The sequence below is a fragment of the Cryobacterium sp. TMT2-17-1 genome, assembly GCF_004402765.1.
In the GTDB taxonomy this organism is placed as follows: Bacteria; Actinomycetota; Actinomycetes; order Actinomycetales; family Microbacteriaceae; genus Cryobacterium; species Cryobacterium sandaracinum.
This window is the reverse complement of the sequence record NZ_SOGC01000024.1, coordinates 13,101-30,478: the sequence shown is the minus strand read 5'-3', so window position 1 is coordinate 30,478 and position 17,378 is coordinate 13,101. Positions and strand designations below refer to the sequence as shown.

The 17,378-nt window shown below is 69.2% G+C and carries 18 protein-coding genes; 10 read left to right on the top strand and 8 right to left on the bottom strand.

The genetic code is table 11. From position 1 onward, the window contains the following. Nucleotides 1-22: 22 nt before the first annotated feature. The 7 genes from E3O47_RS05485 (at nucleotide 23) to E3O47_RS05455 (ending at nucleotide 5,759) form a co-directional block, all read left to right on the top strand. Nucleotides 23-1,153 carry a bifunctional 2-methylcitrate synthase/citrate synthase gene (locus tag E3O47_RS05485; protein WP_104099879.1) on the top strand — a complete coding sequence of 377 codons (1,131 nt, stop codon included), beginning with the start codon at nucleotides 23-25 and terminating at the stop codon, nucleotides 1,151-1,153. 36 nt (nucleotides 1,154-1,189) lie between these two features. Continuing rightward, nucleotides 1,190-1,807 carry a phosphoribosyltransferase gene (locus E3O47_RS05480; protein WP_104099892.1) on the top strand — a complete coding sequence of 206 codons (618 nt, stop codon included), beginning with the start codon at nucleotides 1,190-1,192 and terminating at the stop codon, nucleotides 1,805-1,807. Then, entirely contained in the window at nucleotides 1,804-2,523 is a 720-nt protein-coding gene (locus E3O47_RS05475) for a Type 1 glutamine amidotransferase-like domain-containing protein (RefSeq protein ID WP_134373598.1), read from the top strand. Before E3O47_RS05480 ends, E3O47_RS05475 begins: the two co-directional genes overlap by 4 nt. Before the next feature lie 10 nt (nucleotides 2,524-2,533). Next, nucleotides 2,534-3,220 carry a uracil-DNA glycosylase gene (locus E3O47_RS05470; RefSeq protein ID WP_134343259.1) on the top strand — a complete coding sequence of 229 codons (687 nt, stop codon included), beginning with the start codon at nucleotides 2,534-2,536 and terminating at the stop codon, nucleotides 3,218-3,220. Nucleotides 3,221-3,246: 26 nt separating this feature from the next. Next, nucleotides 3,247-3,825 (top strand): GNAT family N-acetyltransferase, encoded by a 579-nt coding sequence (locus E3O47_RS05465; RefSeq protein WP_174720224.1) that lies wholly within the window; start codon nucleotides 3,247-3,249, stop codon nucleotides 3,823-3,825. Nucleotides 3,826-3,869: 44 nt separating this feature from the next. Next, entirely contained in the window at nucleotides 3,870-4,232 is a 363-nt protein-coding gene (locus E3O47_RS05460; RefSeq protein ID WP_134343258.1) for a hypothetical protein, read from the top strand. Nucleotides 4,233-4,304: 72 nt separating this feature from the next. Next, a complete protein-coding gene (locus tag E3O47_RS05455) occupies nucleotides 4,305-5,759 on the top strand; it encodes an amidase (protein ID WP_134419772.1) in 1,455 nt (484 codons plus the stop codon). Nucleotides 5,760-5,898: 139 nt separating this feature from the next. Here the strand turns inward: E3O47_RS05455 and E3O47_RS05450 are convergent, their stop codons facing one another. Further along, nucleotides 5,899-7,965 carry an MMPL family transporter gene (locus E3O47_RS05450; protein ID WP_134419770.1) on the bottom strand — a complete coding sequence of 689 codons (2,067 nt, stop codon included), beginning with the start codon at nucleotides 7,963-7,965 and terminating at the stop codon, nucleotides 5,899-5,901. Between the two features lie 61 nt (nucleotides 7,966-8,026). Here E3O47_RS05450 and E3O47_RS05445 point away from each other — a divergent pair, with 61 nt between their 5' ends. The 3 genes from E3O47_RS05445 (at nucleotide 8,027) to E3O47_RS05435 (ending at nucleotide 10,637) form a co-directional block, all read left to right on the top strand. After that, on the top strand, nucleotides 8,027-8,551 hold the full coding sequence (locus E3O47_RS05445; RefSeq protein ID WP_166785330.1) for a MarR family transcriptional regulator: 525 nt from the start codon (nucleotides 8,027-8,029) through the stop codon (nucleotides 8,549-8,551). A gap of 92 nt (nucleotides 8,552-8,643) precedes the next feature. Beyond that, nucleotides 8,644-9,144, top strand: coding sequence for a Fur family transcriptional regulator (locus E3O47_RS05440; protein WP_104099152.1), 501 nt, complete (start codon nucleotides 8,644-8,646; stop codon nucleotides 9,142-9,144). Next, nucleotides 9,141-10,637 carry a catalase gene (locus E3O47_RS05435; RefSeq protein ID WP_134343255.1) on the top strand — a complete coding sequence of 499 codons (1,497 nt, stop codon included), beginning with the start codon at nucleotides 9,141-9,143 and terminating at the stop codon, nucleotides 10,635-10,637. The genes E3O47_RS05440 and E3O47_RS05435 overlap by 4 nt, the downstream gene beginning before the upstream one ends. Nucleotides 10,638-10,792: 155 nt before the next feature. Here the strand turns inward: E3O47_RS05435 and E3O47_RS05430 are convergent, their stop codons facing one another. The 7 genes from E3O47_RS05430 to E3O47_RS05400 all read right to left on the bottom strand — a co-directional run bounded on the left by E3O47_RS05430 (nucleotide 10,793) and on the right by E3O47_RS05400 (nucleotide 17,328). Continuing rightward, entirely contained in the window at nucleotides 10,793-11,212 is a 420-nt protein-coding gene (locus E3O47_RS05430; protein ID WP_104099150.1) for a DUF302 domain-containing protein, read from the bottom strand. A 791-nt stretch (nucleotides 11,213-12,003) separates the two neighbouring features. Next, nucleotides 12,004-12,846, bottom strand: coding sequence for an SDR family NAD(P)-dependent oxidoreductase (locus E3O47_RS05425; protein ID WP_134419768.1), 843 nt, complete (start codon nucleotides 12,844-12,846; stop codon nucleotides 12,004-12,006). A gap of 15 nt (nucleotides 12,847-12,861) precedes the next feature. Then, nucleotides 12,862-13,245 carry a Fe-S oxidoreductase gene (locus tag E3O47_RS05420; protein ID WP_134343251.1) on the bottom strand — a complete coding sequence of 128 codons (384 nt, stop codon included), beginning with the start codon at nucleotides 13,243-13,245 and terminating at the stop codon, nucleotides 12,862-12,864. 125 nt (nucleotides 13,246-13,370) lie between these two features. Further along, the gene (locus tag E3O47_RS05415) at nucleotides 13,371-14,843 is read right to left on the bottom strand and encodes an NAD(P)/FAD-dependent oxidoreductase (protein ID WP_134373584.1); all 1,473 of its coding nucleotides are present in this window, start codon (nucleotides 14,841-14,843) and stop codon (nucleotides 13,371-13,373) included. A gap of 67 nt (nucleotides 14,844-14,910) precedes the next feature. Continuing rightward, nucleotides 14,911-15,717, bottom strand: coding sequence for a crotonase/enoyl-CoA hydratase family protein (locus E3O47_RS05410; RefSeq protein WP_233191189.1), 807 nt, complete (start codon nucleotides 15,715-15,717; stop codon nucleotides 14,911-14,913). A gap of 44 nt (nucleotides 15,718-15,761) precedes the next feature. Then, nucleotides 15,762-16,607, bottom strand: a complete 846-nt coding sequence (locus E3O47_RS05405; RefSeq protein ID WP_104099674.1) for an arginase family protein — start codon at nucleotides 16,605-16,607, stop codon at nucleotides 15,762-15,764. Nucleotides 16,608-16,680: 73 nt separating this feature from the next. Next, entirely contained in the window at nucleotides 16,681-17,328 is a 648-nt protein-coding gene (locus E3O47_RS05400) for an NAD(P)-binding domain-containing protein (RefSeq protein ID WP_134415366.1), read from the bottom strand. Between the last annotated feature and the right edge of the window lie 50 nt (nucleotides 17,329-17,378).

The following is a 17,378-nucleotide window of genomic DNA, read 5'->3' as shown; positions in this document are numbered from 1 at the left end:
AGTCACAACGCAAGGGAGCGACATGAGTCAGAACGAACCGACCATTTACAAGGGCCTCGCCGGCGTCGTGGTCGACCATACGCAGGTGTCCAAGGTCAACCCCGAATCGAACTCGCTGCTGTACCGGGGCTACCCGGTGCAGGAACTCGCGGCACAGAAGAGCTTCGAGGAGGTGGCCTACCTGCTCTGGCACGGCGAGTTGCCGACCGACGTCGAGCTGGGCGAATTCGAGGAGCAGGAACGCTCCCTCCGGCACCTGACTCCTGCCGTGAAGCGCGTCATCGACGAGCTGCCGATGACGGCGCACCCGATGGACGTCGTGCGCACGGCGGTCAGCCTGATCGGCGCGAACGACCCCGATGCGGCCGACGCGTCGCCGGCGGCCAACCGTGCCAAGGGCCTGCGGCTCTGGGCCCAGATGCCGGCGATCGTGGCCTACGACCAGCGCCGCCGCCACGGCCTCGAGCTGATCGAACCGCGCAGCGACCTCGGCTACTCGGCCAACTTCCTGTTCATGACGTTCGGCGAGGTGCCCGAACTCGTGGTCGTGAACGCGTTCGATGTGTCCATGATCATGTATGCGGAGCACTCCTTCAACGCGTCGACGTTCACCGCCCGCGTGATCACCTCGACCCTGTCCGACCTGCACTCCGCGGTCACCGGAGCGATCGGGGCTCTCAAGGGCGCGCTGCACGGCGGGGCGAACGAGGCCGTGATGCACATTTTCGACGAAATCGGGCTCGGCCTGGGCGCCGGGAAGCGCGCCGAGGCGTGGCTGAATGAGACCCTCGCCGCAAAGCGGAAGGTGATGGGCTTCGGCCACCGGGTGTACAAGCACGGGGACTCGCGGGTGCCGACCATGCGCACCGCGCTGGTCACCCTGGTCGAGCATTATGACCGGCCGGACCTGCTGGAGCTCTACGAATCCCTCGAGGCGGGGATGACGACGCGCACCGGCATCCTGCCCAACCTGGACTACCCGTCGGGACCGGCGTACAACCTGATGGGATTCGACACCCTCACTTTCACGCCGATCTTCGTCGCGGCGCGACTGACCGGGTGGACCGCGCACATCATCGAGCAGACCGCATCGAATGCCCTGATCCGGCCGCTCTCGCTCTATAACGGCCACGAGGAGCGGCACCTGGCCTGAGCTCATCGTGACCGCGCCGTGACCTACCATTGGGAAATGGGATTCGACGCGGACGACGCTGCACGTGATGTGACCGGAATTGAGCGGGAAGTGCTGGGCTGGGACGTGTTCGCGGACGCGTCCCGCCAGCTGTCGAAGGCGGTGCTGTCGAGCGGCTTCCAGCCGGATGTCGTGATCGCCATCGCCCGCGGCGGGCTGCTGCTCGCCGGCGCCATGTCGTATGCGCTGGGCACCAAGAACTGCGGCAGCATCAACGTGCAGTTCTACACCGGCGTCGACGAGCGCCTCCCCGTGCCGGTCCTGTCGGGACCGATGCTCGACGCGCCGTCGCTGACCGGCCTGCGGGTGCTGCTCGTCGACGACGTCTCCGACTCCGGGCACACCCTCGCGATGGTCGTCGCGCTGCTGCGGGAAACCGCCTGCGAGGTGCGCACCGCCACCCTGTACACGAAGCCTCGCACCGTGCTGGTGCCCGATTTCACCTGGTGTGAAACGGACCGCTGGATTGTGTTCCCCTGGTCCTCGCTGCCTCCCGTAGCGGAGAGCCTCACCGGTGCGAGCCTGCCGGGCGGCGCACAGCTCGATGACGACCTGCCTGTCGCGAGCCTGCTCGCCGCCAGCCTGCCCCTCGTGGCCCGGGGCGCCCTGCTGTGAGCGTGCACCTGGTCGGCGGCGGTTGGAACCCCCGGACAGACGCGGCCGTCTTCGGACCCTTCCTGGCCGAGGCCACGGCGCGCGGAGTCGTGGCAGGCCGCGCGGAGCCTGGCATCGCGATCCTCGTCGTGCGTGCCGAAGACGCCGCCGACCACGCCGCGAACCTGGTCGCCGCCGTTTCCGCGGCCGGCGAGTTCGAGCCGAAGGTCACCGTCGTCGCCCCGGGCGACGTCTTCGCCCTGACCGCTGTGTCCGAGGCCGACGGAATCCTGGTCGGCGGCGGAGTCACCCCCGCCTACCTGGTCGCCGTGGCCCCGATATTCGGTGAGATCCGTCGTCAGGTGGCCGCCGGCATCCCCTATCTCGGATTCTCTGCCGGCGCGATGATCGCGGCCGAGCGTGCCCTGATCGGCGGCTGGCGCATGGGCGGCGTCGAGGTCAGCGGCGAACACGCCGCCGAGGGGCTCGACGAGATCACCGTTGAACCCGGCATCGGGTTGCTCGACGTCACCGTGGAGGTGCACGCCGCCCAGTGGGGCACGCTGTCCCGGTTGGTCGCGGCCACCGAGGCCGGCCTGATCGACGGCGGCCTGGCCGTCGACGAGAACACCGCGCTGGTCGTCGGCGAGGGCGCGCTCAGCGTCGTCGGAGCCGGCAGTGTCTGGCGGGTCAGCGAGGCCGACGGCGGGGTGCTCGTGAGCACCTTCGGGGCCTGAGCCGAGCATCATGCCCGTCACCCTCGCGGCGCTGACCGAGAGCCGGGCCATCGATCTTGGCTGGGCCCAGGCGCTGGCGCCGGTGGGGCCGGAGATCGACCGGATGGCGGAGCTCCTGCGCGCCGAGACTCTGGCCGGCCGTATCTGGCTACCGGCCCCGGAGAACGTCTTCCGCGCCTTCGCCGAGCCATTCGATGCCGTGCGGGTGCTCATCGTCGGCCAGGACCCGTACCCGACCCGGGGACATCCGATCGGGCTCGCCTTCGCGACCGAGGCACACGTGCGGCCGCTGCCGCGCAGCCTGGCGAACATCTGCCGGGAGCTGCACGACGACGTGGGCGTCACCGCCGCCACCGGAGACCTCTCGCCGTGGTCGCGGCGGGGGGTGCTGCTGCTCAACCGCGTACTCACCGTGCAGGCCGGCCTGGCCGGGTCGCACCGGCGCCGCGGCTGGGAAAGCGTGACCGAGCAGGCCATCCGCGCCCTTGTCGCCCGGGACCGGCCGCTCGTGGCGATCCTGTGGGGGAAGGATGCCGGCACGCTGCGGCCGCTCCTCGGGGACACGCCGGTGATCGAGTCCGCGCACCCGAGCCCGCTGTCGGCCAGGCGCGGATTTTTCGGTTCAAAGCCGTTCAGCCGGGCCAACGAGTACCTCGGCCGCACCGGGGCGGCCCCGGTGGACTGGTCCCTCGGGTAATCTGGAGCTCTCTGGAGGAGTTAGCTGTGCTTGAAGAGGAATACCAGCCGCGTCGGCAATTGCCCCGGCACCTTCGACCGACGCCCGCGGAAGAGGCGCCGTTCGGATTCACCATGCGTGAGGCCCAAATCACCGATCTGCCGTATATCCGGGAGGTCTACAACTACTACGTCGCCAACAGCACGGTCACCTTCGACGTCGACCCGATGACCCTCGCCGAGTGGCGCAGCAAGTTCTACTATCTGGGCAAGCTCGGGATGCCGTTCATCGTGGCCGTCTCCCCGGCCGGCCAGCTGCTCGGCTACGCCCTGGTCAGCCCGTGGAAGCAGAAACGCGCCTACCGGTTCACGGTCGAGAACTCGATCTACCTCGGAGCGGCCTCCACCGGCAAGGGACTGGGCCGGATGCTGCTCGGCGAACTCATCGAGCGCTCCCAGGCGGCCGGGCTCAAGGAGATCATCTCGGTCGTCGCCGACCAGGGCGCCGACGCGTCGATCAAGCTGCACCTCGACTTCGGATTCGCGGAGATCGGCCGGATGGGCAAGGTCGGCTTCAAGTTCGACCGCTGGCTCGGCACCGTGCTCCTGCAGAAGAGCCTCAAATAGGCTCAGCGGAGAGGTTGCGGCCGGCGGACGCCTAAAATCGAGGGATGACCGATGCCCTGCCCACCCTGCCCGAGCGTCACACTGTGTTGCGCTCGTTCGCAGGACACCTCGAGGCCGGCCCCGACGCCGTGTTCAACCGGCTCGTGACGGCGATGGCCTCGGGGGCGGCCGGCGGGGGCAACGTGCACACCGACCGGGACCGACGCCGACTCGTGCTGCGGCGCGGCTGGTGGTACCGCGGCGAGTACCAGGTGCTGCCCGAGGAGGAGGCCGGGTCGCTCGTGCAGTACGAGATCATCAACGTCGCGCAGCTGCTGCCGTGGGCCGGGTCGTGGGCGGCGGCATCCGTTCTCCGGGCCGCGCCGCGGGCGTTCCAGGCGTTGCTGACCGGGCTGTCCCACTCTTGAGCGTCGCGCCGCTGAGCGTCTTGCCGCTCCGTCGCGCCGATGCCCGGCATCCCGGCTGGCTAGGCTCGGGGGATGGCCGCTCCGCATGAACTGACCGCTCTCGAACAATGGCAGGCGCTGCAGCGCGGTGAGATCAGCCCCACCGAGCTGACCGAGCACTACCTGGGCCGGATCGAGGCTCAGGACTCCGGCCTCGGCGCGTTCGTGAGCGTGACAGCGGATGCCGCGCGGAAGCGGGCCCGCTTCGTCGAGCAGCTGATGCCGCGCAGCATGCCGCTCTGGGGTCTGCCCTTCGCCGACAAGGACCTGCAGAGCCGCGCCGGCGTGCCGGCCCGGTTCGGATCGCGTCTGATGCAGGATTACGTGCCGGCCGAGTCCGACGATCTCGTGCTCGCCCTGGACGCGGCCGGCGGTGTGAGCCTCGGCAAGACCAGCACGCCCGAGTTCGGGCTGCCGTCGTACACCGAGACGCTGGCCGGGCCGCCCGCGCGCAACCCGTGGGACCGCTCCCGGGGCGCGGGCGGCTCCAGCGGCGGGGCGGCGGTGGCCGTCGCCGCCCGGCTGCTTCCCTTCGCTCCGGGCTCCGACGGCGGCGGCTCGGTGCGGATCCCCGCGGCAGCCTGCGGTCTCGTCGGCCTGAAACCGTCGCGTGGCCGGGTGCCCTCGTCTTCCGGGATCAACGCGCTCGGCGGTCTCAGCGTGGCCGGACCGCTGGCACGGACGGTGGCGGATGCCGCCCTGCTGCTGGACGCCATGATCGCGCCGCGAGGCGGGCATCCGCAGCACCTGTACTCGCTCCGGCCCCCCGGCGACGATGCACCTCTGCTGGCCGCCGCCGTGCGCGGCGAGGGCCGGTTCCAGCTCGGCGTGATGACAACCTCCGCCTGGGATGACGCCTACCCGATCGAGATCGCTCCCGAGGCGCTGGCCGCCCTGATGGTGGCCGTCGACGGGTTCGCGGGTATGGGCCATGGCCTGGAGGAGACGGCGCTCGAGCCCGACGACAGCTATGTGCCGGCGTTCCGCGCGATCTGGCAGGCCGGCGCTGCGAGCATCCCCGCCGACACCCCGGAGCAGGAGAAGCTGCTCGAGCCGCTCACCCGCTGGCTGATGAACCGCGGCCGGGAGCTGTCCGCTCGGGATCTGGCTCAGGCGCTCACGGCCCTGTCGGCTTACGAGCGGTCGCTCATCCGCCAGTTGTCCCGGTTCGACGCGGTGCTGACCCCGGCGCTCGCGCTCACGCCGCGCCCGCTGGGCTGGTACGACGCGGTCGACGGGGAGCGCAACTTCGCCCAGCAGGTGCAGTACACCCCGTTCACGTCCATGGTCAACGTGAGCGGACTGCCCGCGATCGTGCTGCCCGTTGCCGAAACCGGGGCTGGACTGCCGATGGGAGTGCAGCTGATCGGCCGGCCGGGCGGGGAGGCCACGCTACTGGCGCTCGGTGCGCAGCTCGAACGGAGGCTGCAGTGGCAGCACCGCACGCCGCCCGAGGCCGGCGGCCTCGGACTCCCGTGCGCCCGCTGAGCGATTCCGAGCGCGCGGTCAAACCAATTCGACGGAGATTTTGGGTCAAGCACCGGTTTTTGAGCCTGAACACGCGGTCTAGAGCAAAATCTCCGTCGAATTCGTTCGGGGTTCGACACGGATCCTCGCCCGCGGTGCGCTAGACCAGCGGGGCCTTTGCGGCCGGACGGGAGGGCCACCAGAACCTGTCGCCGGTGAGGAACACCAGCGCCGGCACCACGAGGGTGCGCACCACGAGCGTGTCGAGCAGCACGCCGATGCAGACGATGACGCCGATCTGGGTGAGAGCCACGACTGGCAGCACGCCCAGCACGGCGAAGACCGCCGCGATCAGGATGCCGGCGCTCGTGATGACCGCGCCCGTCGACGACAGGGCGCGCACCATGCCCTCCTTCGTGCCGAACCGGATGCTCTCTTCCCGGGCTCGGGTGGTGAGGAAGATGTTGTAGTCCACCCCGAGGGCCACCAGGAAGAGGAACGCGAACAGCACCACGTTGGTGTTGAAGGCGGGGAAGCCCATCAGGTTCTGGAAGATCCAGTTGGAGGCACCGAGGCTGGCGAAGTACGTCGCCAGCACGCTGAGGATCAGCAGAACGGGTGCCACCAGGGAGCGCAGGAGCAGGGCGAGGATGGAGAACACGATCGCCAGGATCATCGGGATGATCAGGGCCTGGTCGGCCTGGGCGCTCGTCTTGTTGTCGAACGCCGTGGCGTCACTGCCGCCGACCAGCGCCTCGGACACGTCGCCCGAGGTGTCGGCATAGGTGCCGCGCAGTGTGTCGATGACGGAGAAGGTTTCGTCGCTGCCCGGCTCGCTGGACAGGGAGAGGTTCAGCCGGGTCAGGCCGTTCGCGCTCTCGCCGGGCAGCACGGACTCGACGCCGGGCGTGTCGGTGGCAAGCGTCGTGGCCTCGGCGGCCGCGGCATCCGGTACCAGCACGATGGTCTGGCTGGTCAAGCCGGCCGAGAAGGATTCCTTCACGATGGCCTGCGCCTGCACCGATTCGGGCTTGCCGAGGAGTTGGTCGGCCTGCGACAGCCCCACGGAGGCGCCGATCAGGCCCAGGCTGAGGGCGCCGATCGCGGCGACGGATGCCGCGGTGACCACGATCGGACGGCGCTGCACGCCCCGACCGAGGCGGGTCCAGAAGCCGGGACGCAGCTCGGCACCGGCGCCCGGCACGAAGCGGGGGATGAACGGCCAGAACAGGCCGCGGCCGCAGACCACAAGGGCAGCCGGCAGCACGACCAGCGCGAAGATGATGGCGATGACGACACCGATAGCGCAGGCGAAACCGAGCGCGCGGTTGCCGGACAGCTCGGCGAACAGCAGGGTGAGCAGGCTGAGCGCGACCGTGCCGCCACTGGCGGCGATGGCCGGGCCGGCACCGCGCACCGCGGCCAGCATGGCGCCGTTGCGGTTCTCGGTGCGGAGTAACTCCTCGCGATAGCGGGCCACGAGCAGCAGGGCGTAATTGGTGCCAGCGCCGAAGACCAGCACGGACTGGATGCCGGCGACGGAGGGGTCGAGGGTGATGCCGAACGGCTCGGCCAGGGCGCCGACGACGACCCCGGACAGGCCGTCCGCGATGCCGACGACGACGAGCGGAACGATCCAGAGCACGGGACTGCGGTAGGTGACGATCAGAAGCACGGCGACGACGATCACGGTGACGAGCAGCAGCCGGAAGTCGGCACCGGCGAAGGCGTTGGTGATGTCGGACTGAAAGCCGACGGCGCCGGTGACAAAGGCGTTCAGACCGCTCGGCAGTGCGTCGGACGCGGCGTCACGGATGCCGGTGGCCGCCCCGCCGATGTCGGCATCGGCCTCGTCCGCGTCCAGCGGAACGATGCTGATCGCGGCCTGCCCGTCATCGCTGAACCGCGGCATGGTCGCCTGCGGCACGATCGACTGCTCGGCGAGGGCGGTGCCGCGTTCGGCGATGGCTGCGATGTCGGCCCGGGTCAGGTCGGCACCCTCCCGGGTCCAGACCACGATCGCGGAGGTCTGCTCGGCGGAGGGGAACTCGGCGAGGAGAGCGCCGACCTGTGCGGCCTGGCTGGATGTGGGCAGCCCGGAGGTGGGGAACTCCTCGGAATGGTCGGAGGGGAGGAGGGAGAAGAGCAGACCGACGGCGACAATCGTCGCGATCAGTACGATCCAGGCCGTGCGTCGACCGGTGATGATCCGCTGAATCGCGAGCAAAATTCCTCCAAGAAGCCTGATTGCTAGGCGTCCTAGCAATCTTCGTAATAGTATGGCTCCTATGGAAGAGCGCCGCAAGTTTGCTCCCGGCTCCGCGGCCGGGGTAGTCGGCGCGCCGGGGGGCGGCGAAAGTCGGGATCCCAGTCTTCCGGTTTCGGACCGGATCGGCTTCCAGCTGCACGACATCGTGCACCTGTCCCGCGCCTTCGAGCGCCAGGTCGGGCAGGCGCTCGAGGTGAACGCCACCGACCTGTCCGCGATGGAGCACCTGATCCGGGAGGGGTCGCTGACCCCGGGCGAGCTGGCCCGCTGCCTGGACATCTCCACGGCGGCAACCACTCTCGTGGTCGACCGGCTCGTGGCCCTCGGTCACGCCCAGCGCCATCCGCACTCGTCGGATCGGCGCAAGGTGGTCGTGGTGCCGGCTCAGGAGTCGGTTTCGCGGGCGTTCCAGCAACTGCTTCCGGTGATCGGGGGAGTGGCGGCGCTCACTCAGGATCTCTCTGATGAGGAACGAGAGGTCATCGAGGCCTTCCTGGCCCGGGTCGTCGACGTTTACCAATCGGCACTCGGCTCGCCGTCCTGAGCCGGTGATCCGCGCCCAGCAGCCCGCGTGCGCCACGCCCGGTGGTCGCCAATTGTTTTGAGTAATTCAAAACAACTGTTAGCGTGGGGCGCATGACGGAAACAGGGCGGGTGCGGGCGGTTGAGGCTTCCGGTCTGCTCGCCGACAGCATCCGTGCGTCTGGGCTCAAGGTCACCGGGCCCCGCTTGGCGGTGCTGCGTGTTCTCGACCAGGCCCCGCACTCGACCGCGGAGCGGCTCTACGCCACGGTTCGAGCCGAGCTGCCGGGCACCTCACTGCAGGCGGTATATGGTGTGCTCGCGGCCTTCACCGGCGCGGGGATCGCCCGCAAGATCGAGCCGGCCGGCTCCCCGGCTCTCTTCGAACGCCGGGTCGGCGACAACCACCACCACATCGTCTGCACCCGGTGCAGCGCGGTGCACGACGTCGACTGCGCCGTGGGTGAGTCCCCCTGCCTAACGCCCTCGAACACCTCCGGATTTACCGTGCAAACCGCCGAGGTCACCTATTGGGGCCTCTGCCCCGATTGCCAGACCTCCACACTCACCGCACTTTCCACACCTGCACCGCTGTCGAACGAAGGAGCACAATGACAATCAAGTCCACCACCACGCAGACGGGAACGCCCGTCGCCAGCGACGAGCACTCCCTGACCGTTGGAACCGAGGGAGCCACTGCCCTGCACGACGTCTACCTGGTCGAGAAGCTCGCCCAGTTCAACCGCGAGCGCATCCCGGAGCGCATCGTGCACGCCAAGGGCGGCGGAGCGCACGGCGTCTTCGAGGTGACCGGAGACGTCTCCGCGTACACCCGCGCCGCCGTCTTCGCGCCCGGAACGACCACCGAGACGCTGCAGCGCTTCTCCAGCGTTGCCGGTGAGCAGGGCAGCCCCGACACCTGGCGCGACGTGCGCGGCTTCTCGGTGAAGTTCTACACCTCCGAGGGCAACTACGACATCGTCGGCAACAACACACCGGTGTTCTTCATCCGCGACGGCATCAAGTTCCCCGACTTCATCCACTCGCAGAAGCGTCTGCCGGGCTCCGGCCTGCGCGACGCGACCATGCAGTGGGACTTCTGGACCCTCTCCCCGGAGTCCGCGCACCAGGTGACCTACCTGATGGGCGACCGCGGCCTGCCGCGCTCCTGGCGCGAGATGCCCGGCTTCGGCTCGCACACCTACCAGTGGATCAACGCCGCCGGTGAGCGCTTCTGGGTCAAGTACCACTTCACCTCCAACCAGGGCAACATCGAGATGGAGGGCTCGGAGGCTGAGCTCATCGCGGGGGCCGACGCCGACTACTACCGTCGCGACCTCTTCGACGCCATCGATGCCGGAAACTTTCCGTCTTGGGACGTCTCGGTGCAGATCATGCCGTACGACGACGCCAAGGCCTACCGGTTCAACCCGTTCGACATCACCAAGGTGTGGCCGCACGCAGACTACCCGCTGGTCAAGGTCGGCACGCACACCCTGAACCGCAACCCGGAGAACTTCTTCGCTGAGATCGAGCAGGCCGCGTTCTCCCCGGCGAACTTCGTGCCCGGCATCGCGGCGAGCCCTGACAAGATGCTGATGGCGCGCATCTTCTCCTACCCGGACGCCCAGCGATACCGAGTCGGCACGAACTTCAACCAGCTGCCGGTGAACGCCGCGAAGGCTCCCGTGAACAACTACTCGCAGGATGGCGCCGCTCGCTATCACTTCAACGCGACGGATGTCCCGAACTACGCTCCGAACTCGCTGGGCGGCCCGGTGGCCGACCCGCAGGCGGCAACCGACGGAAGCTGGGAGAACGACGGCGAACTCGTGCGCGCCGCCGCGCAGCTGCGCAGCGAGGACAGCGACTTCGGCCAGGCCGGGACGCTGTACCGCGAGGTCTACGACGATGCCGCCAAGGCGCGCTTCCTCGACACCATCACCGGTGCCATCAGCGGGGTGGAACGTCCCGAAGTGACCGAGCGAGCTATCGCGTACTGGACCAGCGTCGACGCCGACCTCGGCGTGAAGCTGCGCGCGAACCTCGCGACCTGGGCCGAGGCCGACCTGCTGGCCGAGGCCGCAGCCGGGTACGCCGCCCCGTAGCAGCAGCGCTGCACCCGCAGAATCCGTTCACGACAACGCCCGGCCTTTTCGAGGTCGGGCGTTGTCGTGTCGATGCGCTCGCGAGCTGAGTCAGCGGCAAGCGGAGCGCGGAGCGCGGCGCCCGGTGGACCTGCGCATCCAGCGCTGCGCGTTGGCTACTGCGTTGCGCCGGCGAGCACGGCGGCGAGGGCTGCGCGCAGCCGGGCATCCGCTTCGATGGAGACCTGCTCGATCTCCGGTTTCGTGCTGAGCTGCGCCATGATGGCCGGGTCGAGGGCTTCCACGGTGGTTTCACCGGCCCCCGCGTGGCGGCGCACGACCACGTTGCAGGGGAGCAGGGCGCCGATGCCCGGGTCGGCGGTCACGGCCCGCTGGGCCAGGGCGGGATTGCAGGCACCGAGAATCAGGTAGTCGCCGACGGCGTCGGCGGCCTCCTGGCCGAGCTTGGCGGCGAAGGTGGACTGTATGTCGATTTCGGTCAGTATGCCGAATCCCTGGTCGGCCAGTGCTTCCCGGGCCATCCGGACCGCTTCGTCGAACGAGACATTGACCGTGACGGTGTGTGCGTAGCTCATGCTGTTCCTCCACTTGGGTGACATTCACTCGGTTCATTCACTCGGTGACATTCACTGGGGACCGCGACGCCCCCAGACCATCATGCGCGCCACCGGCCCGATCTGCCACCGTGAACGGGTGGATTCTCGTTAGGTCAGGCATTTCATACGTGAGACATGCTGACCTCGACGGATGCGCCCGGCGCCAGCCGCCCCCGCGCGAGCTGCCGGCCATTCGCGGTCAAGGTTGCTCACGTGCTCTGGCTATCGTCCCCATTCACCCGGTCCACTTTCACCGGCCCCGAGCTGCACCGGTTCGGCCACAAGGGAGCTCAGGGTGGGCGCCCGAATCTACAGGTGCCGCGGCACGTCCGGCTCGTCGTGTGGCCAACTCAGGAGATCCGTCCGGGCCCTCCGGACATTCGTGCTGATCCTGCACTGCTCCGCACCGGCTGGTAACTATGGGTGACGGATGTCCTGAGTTGGCCACACGCGCGCGCTTGGCCGCCCTGACCCGCGGAGGCAGGACGCAGGGCGGCAAGGCCCATCGACCGGAGCCGTGGCGAGCTCGGTGGGCAGCCGGAGTTTCTCCCGTTTGGAGTTCCGCACCGCGACCCGAACCCCGAACGAATTCGACGGAGAATTTTGGCCGAATCGGCCCAAAACCGCGCGAGAAAGCCGTTTCGAAGCAAAATCTCCGTCGAATTCGTTCGACACCGGAAGCTTCACCCAAAAAGCCTCGCCCCGGAAGCCTCGTGCAGAAGCCTCGTCCAGGAGGCTCCGTCCAGGAGGCTCCGGCCAGGAGGATCCGGCTAGGAGGCCAGAGGCGCCGAGTGCGCGGCGACCAGCGCGGAACTCTGCTCCCAGAGGGCGGCGGCCAGCTGAGAGTCGTAGGCCTGCTTGTTCGCCTTCTGGATGCGGCGTTTCTCGTAGTACTCGCCCGATGCCCAGTCGGTGCCCGGCGTCGCGGTGGCCAGCCAGACCAGGGTGTCGGCTCCCTGTTCAGCGCCGAGCAGCAGGCGTTTGAGCGGAGTCTGGTAAATGAGGCGCATGAGGGTCGTCGACCCGGTGGAGAAGCTCGTTGCCACCACGCCGGGGTGGAAGGATGCAGTGGTGAGTCCCTCGTCGCTGTAGCGGCGGTGGAGTTCCCTGGTGAAGAGGATGTTCGCGAGCTTGCCGTCGCCGTACGCCTTGTTCGCGGAATACTTCGTCTCGCCCTGCAGATCGTCGAGGTCGATCTTGCCGAAGAGCTGGTTGGCGGCGCTGGACGTGTTGATCACCCGGGCCCGACTGGCGACGAGTCGGTCCATCAACAGCGTGGTGAGCAGAAAGGGAGCCAGGTGGTTGACCTGGAAGGTCTTCTCATAGCCGTCAACGGTGGTTACGCGGTCGCCCATAATGCCGCCGGCGTTGTTGGCGAGCACGTCGATGCGCGGATAGTGCTCCTGCAGCTCGGCGGCAAGGGTGCGCACCTCGTCGAGGCAGGCGAAGTCGGCCACGAGGAAGTCGGCACCCAGCGCCTCGGCGACAGCGGCGGTCTTGGCTGGCGAGCGGCCCACGATCACGACTCGGTCGCCGGACTGGCTGAGGGCGCGGGCGGCGGCGGCGCCGATCCCGTCGCTGGCGCCGGTGATCACGATGGTGCGTGCGGTCATTCTGGGTCCTCCGGGTTATTTGACATAGCCGCCCTTTTTGAGGCCGGCCTCGATCTCGAAGCGGTTCTGCAGCGGATTGCGGCCGGCCGCCAGGTAGAGCAGCGGGAAAACCATCCCGAAGCGCTGCCACTGATGTTTGTGCACGGCCTCGTGTTCGAGGATGGCCATCGACACGTTCTGGTTGGTCAGGTAGCAGCCGCCGACACAGGCTCCGCCGCGTCCGAATGCCCAGGAGGGCATGCCGCGAAAAACGATGAGGCCGCCTCGGCGCTCGACCTTGCCCGTGCTCCAGATGGAACCCCAGATCACGCCGACCGTGGTGGCGTACAGGTAGCCGGCCCGGCTGATGGGGGAGTCGAAGAAGATGCGGCGCACTCCTCCAGCGTAGGTGGCCCCCACGATAGAAGCCTGGGTTTCCCATGATCGACTCACGGCGGAGGTGGCGCGGGGCAGGTGGTGGAAGGTGGCGCGGGTTGGAAAGTGCGCCAGCCTCCACCGGGTGCGCCGCGAGGGCGAAAGCGCGGCTACGGGCGACCGTACTCCTCGAGCAGCCGCAGCCAGACCTCGCTCAGGGTGGGGTAGCTCGGCACCGCGTGCCACAGCCTGCGGATCGGCACCTCGCCGACCACGGCGATGGTCGCCGCGTGCAGCAGCTCCGCGACATCCGGCCCCACGAAGGTGACCCCGATCAGAACCTCACGGTCGAGGTCCACGATCGCGCGCGCCGACCCGGTGTAGCCGTCGGCGTGCACGGATGCCCCGGCCACCTGGCCCAAGTTGTAGTCCAGTACCCGGGTGCGGAACCCGGCCTTCTCGGCAGCAGCCTGGGTCAGTCCCACAGATGCCACTTCGGGGTCGGTGAAGGTGACCTGCGGCACGGCGGCATGGTCGGCTGTGGCGACGTGCGATCCCCACGGGGCGTCGTCGACGGGCCTGCCGGCGGCCCGGGCCGCGATCACGTCACCGGCCGCGCGGGCCTGGTACTTGCCCTGGTGGGTGAGGAGGGCCCGGTGGTTGATGTCGCCGACGGCATACAGCCAGTCCCCGGTCAGGTCCGGCGCGGTGCCCCGCACCAGCAGGGTGTCGTCGACCTCGAGCCAGTCGCCCGGTGTGAGGCCCACGGTCTCGAGCCCGACATCCGCGCTGCGGGGAACCCGGCCGGTGGCCACGAGTACCTCGGTCGCGGTGACCCCGCTGCCGTTGGAGAGGGTGAGGGTCACATCGCCGTCGGCGGTGCGGGCCGCCTCGGTGGTCGACACCCCGGTCAGCACGGTGACGCCCGCCCCGCGGAGGGCCGCGAGCACGAGTTCACCGGCGAAGGGCTCCTGACCGCCGAGCAAATCGCTCCGAACGATCATCGTGACCTCGGCGCCGAGCCCGGCGTAGGCGGTGGCCATCTCGGCGGCGACCACGCCGCCGCCGATAATCGCCAGACTGTCCGGGATTCCGGGGGCGCTGGTGGCCTCGCGGCTGGTCCACGGCGACACGGCTGCCAAACCGGGAATATCGGGCAGCAGCGCCGCCGACCCGGTGCTGACGACCACGGCGTGCGCCGCGACCAGTACGGTCGTGGTGCCGTCGTCAGCGGTCACGGTCACCTCCCGCACGCCGGTGAGGCGGGCGTGGCCGCGCACCAGGGTGATCCCGGTCTTCTCCAGCCAGCGCACCTGGCCCTCGTCGGACCAATTGCTCGTGAAGGAGTCGCGGCGGCGCAGAACGGCCGCGATGTCCAGGTCGCCGGTCACGGCCTCGGCCGCACCGCCGACGCGCCGGGCTGCGGCGAGGGCCGCTCCGCTGCGCAGGAGCGCCTTCGACGGCATGCAGGCCCAGTAGGAGCACTCGCCGCCGACCAGCTCGGCCTCGACGATCACGGTGCGGAGGCCTGCCTGCGTCGTGCGGTCGGCGACATTCTCACCCGCCGCGCCGGCGCCGATCACGATGACGTCGTAGCTCTTGGCGGAAGGGTCAGGTGGGGTGGTGCTGGCGGCGGCAGACATCCGTCTCTCCTTTGGTCAGTGGTGCAGATGAGTGGTGCTGTAGTTCCAATGAGGTGGTGATGCCAGCCTAACGACCCACGAAAGTAGCCGGCCGGCGGCTGACGAATGCCTCCATGCCGATGCGGGAATCTTCGGTCGCGGCCAGGCGGGCCAGGGCCGGCTGCAGCCCCGCCTCGGCGGCCGCGGCACCCTCCCGCGCGGCCGTGCGGGCGTTGGCCAGCGTGGCCTGCACGGCCAGCGGGGCCTGGGCGGCGATCCGCTCGGCCAATTCCAGCGCGCGCTCGAACTGGGTGCCGTCCGGCACGACCTCCTGCACGAGCCCGATGCGGTGGGCCTCGCGGGCGTCGAACATGTCGCCGGTGAGCATCCAGCGCATGGCGTTGCCCCAGCCGGCCGCGCGCGGGAAGCGGATGGTCGCGCCGCCGAACGGCAGGATGCCGCGCGCCACCTCGATCTGGCCGAATCGGGTGGACTCTGACGCCACGGAGATGTCGCTCGCGAGCATCAGCTCGATGCCGAGAGTGAGGCAGGTGCCCTGCACGGCCATCACCACGGGCTTGGACACGCTTGGCCCGTCGACCTGCCACGGATGGATGCCGCCGGGCGGCACCATGTCGAGGCCGTCGGGGCCAAGTCGGGGGCCGATGTCGGCCAGGTCGAGGCCGGCAGTGAAGTGGTCGCCGACCGCGTAGACGAGGCCGACCCGCAGCTCAGGGTCGCGGTCGAGTTCACCGTAGGCGAGGGCCAACTGCGTCAGCAGCGCCAGATCGGCGGCGTTGCGCTTCTCCGGACGGTTGAACCCGATCAGCAGCACGTGCCCGCGCCTCTCGGTGATGATCCTCGACGGATCGGAAACGGAGTGCTGCTCGTTCACGGATGCCTCCCTTGGCCTCGTGACGCTGGCGCGTCGGTCCCATGCTATGGCTGAGCAGGTCGGGTCAGCGCGCCGATGATGCGCAGGATGCTCGGCAGGTCGTCGGTGGCGGCCTCCGGCGAGGCCGGGGCGAAGCCGGCGATGGTGGCGCCGGCCAGTTCGAATTCGGCGCGCAGGGCGGTGATCAGCCGGTTCAGGGTGTCGACGCTCAGCCCGAACGGGTAGAGGTCGGCCAGGCCGGCCAGCGCCGACGGGTCGAGCACGTCCAGGTCGAGGTGTAGGTAGAAGGTGCCCACGCCCGTGGCGCGCAGGGCCGCGACGAGCGCGTCGGGAGGGTCGAGGTCCTCGACCGGAAGACTCACTATTCCGCGGTCCTGGATCAGGGCGTCCTCGGCCGGGTCGATGGCGCGCGCGCCGCCGATCACGACGCGTTCCAGAGGAACGCGCTCACCCGGGTCGAGGGTCAGGCCGTCGGCACCCTCGCCGGTGATGGCGCGCAGCACCATCCCCGTGAAACCTCCGGACGGTGAGGTGTCGGGGGTGTGCAGGTCGGGGTGGGCGTCGAGCCAGACCACGGCCAGGTCATCAGGATGCTGCCGCGACGCATGCTCGACGGCCGCCAGGGACACCCCGTTGTCGCCGCCGATCGTGACCACCGGGCCAGCGCCGCCGTGCAGTGCAGCCGTGAGGCGTTCGCGCACCATCATCAGGGTGGAGAAGCGGTCGATGCCGGTGTCGAGAGAATCGCCGGCCTCGACCGGCACCGGCACTTCACGGGTGACGGAGTAGGGAAGATCACCTCGGATCGCCTCCGCCCCGTCACTCAGGCGCATCGCGCGCGGAGAAACCGAACCCTGCCACTGTGGCACGACAACGAAGGAGGGAGCCATACTTCAGTATGCTCCCAGAGCTTCCCCGCGCGCGGAATTTTCGTGCTGGATCGGGCCGATCTACGCGCAGCGCCTATTGGTCGCGGTAGCGCGCAGCGGCGTCCGTCGCGTCCCGCAACTCGGCCGCGTTCAAGCGCGGGCCGTAGCCGGGGGTGTCCCGCTGGATGCGCCAGCCCTCGCTGAGCGCGCCGACGTTGACGGTGTCGTAGCCGAAGCGGTCCAGCAGTGCGGTCACGGTAGCGGCGGCGGGGGCGTCGTCGCTGGCGATGACCAGGGCGCGCCGGTTGACGGACCCGGCCGGCTGACCGTGCTCGGTGAGATCGGCGGCATAGATGTGGTTGAAAGCCTTCACGATCGTGGACTCCGGCAGGCGATCACGGAGCAGCTCGGCCGTGGTGGTGCTCTCGTCGTCGAGTGCGGCGATGTCGCCGTCGCGCTGCGGGTAGTAGTTGTTCGTATCGATCACGAGCTTGCCGGCCAGCTCCGTCGTGGGCAGGGTGTGGATCTGGTTCAGCGGGATGGTCACGACCACGAGGTCGCCGGCCGCGGCGGCCTCGGCGGGGGTCGCGGCGCGGGAGTGCGGGCCGAGCTCGCCGATCAGATCAGTGAGGGTTTCGGGGCCACGCGAATTGCTCACGACCACGTCGTATCCGTTGGCCACGCCGAGTCGTGCGAGCTGACTGCCGATGTTGCCGGCGCCGATGATTCCGAGAGTTGTCATGCTAGGGACAACGCCGGGCGCCGACGGGATGTTCCCGTCGGCGCCCGGCT